The following is a 355-nucleotide window of genomic DNA, read 5'->3' on the forward strand; positions in this document are numbered from 1 at the left end:
CTTGGCCGCATACAGCGCGTCATCGGCGCGCCGCAGCAGGGTCTCGGTATCGTCGCCGGGCTGCCATTGCGCCAGCCCGGCGCTGAAATGCACCGGCACGCGCTGGTCCTGCACGGTCGCGCCCAGGTAGTCGCCGCGGCGCTCCTTGCGGATCACGTTCTCGTAGATGCGGCCGGTGGTGACCGAGTTCTTGCGGCTGAGGCGGGTGCGCACGACGCGCTCGTAGTCGTAGGCGGAGCCCAAGCGGAAGCGCAGCCAGCGATGCAGGGCCACGGTGTAGATCAGCGCCTGCAGATCGTATTCGCTGTGGCGCATGGCAATGGCCAGCAGGTCCGGGCTGTAGCCGGGCAGGCGG

At 69.3% G+C, this 355-nt stretch carries 1 protein-coding gene; it reads right to left on the reverse strand.

Annotation, left to right across the window (positions count from 1 at the left end; all coding sequences use genetic code 11):
- Positions 1-355, reverse strand: a 355-nt coding sequence (locus ABGA94_RS02535) for a hypothetical protein (RefSeq protein WP_375366305.1), incomplete at both ends; no start/stop codon positions are given.

The sequence above is a fragment of the Stenotrophomonas sp. 3diitr2024 genome (assembly GCF_042136455.1).
In the GTDB taxonomy this organism is placed as follows: Bacteria; Pseudomonadota; Gammaproteobacteria; order Xanthomonadales; family Xanthomonadaceae; genus Stenotrophomonas; species Stenotrophomonas sepilia.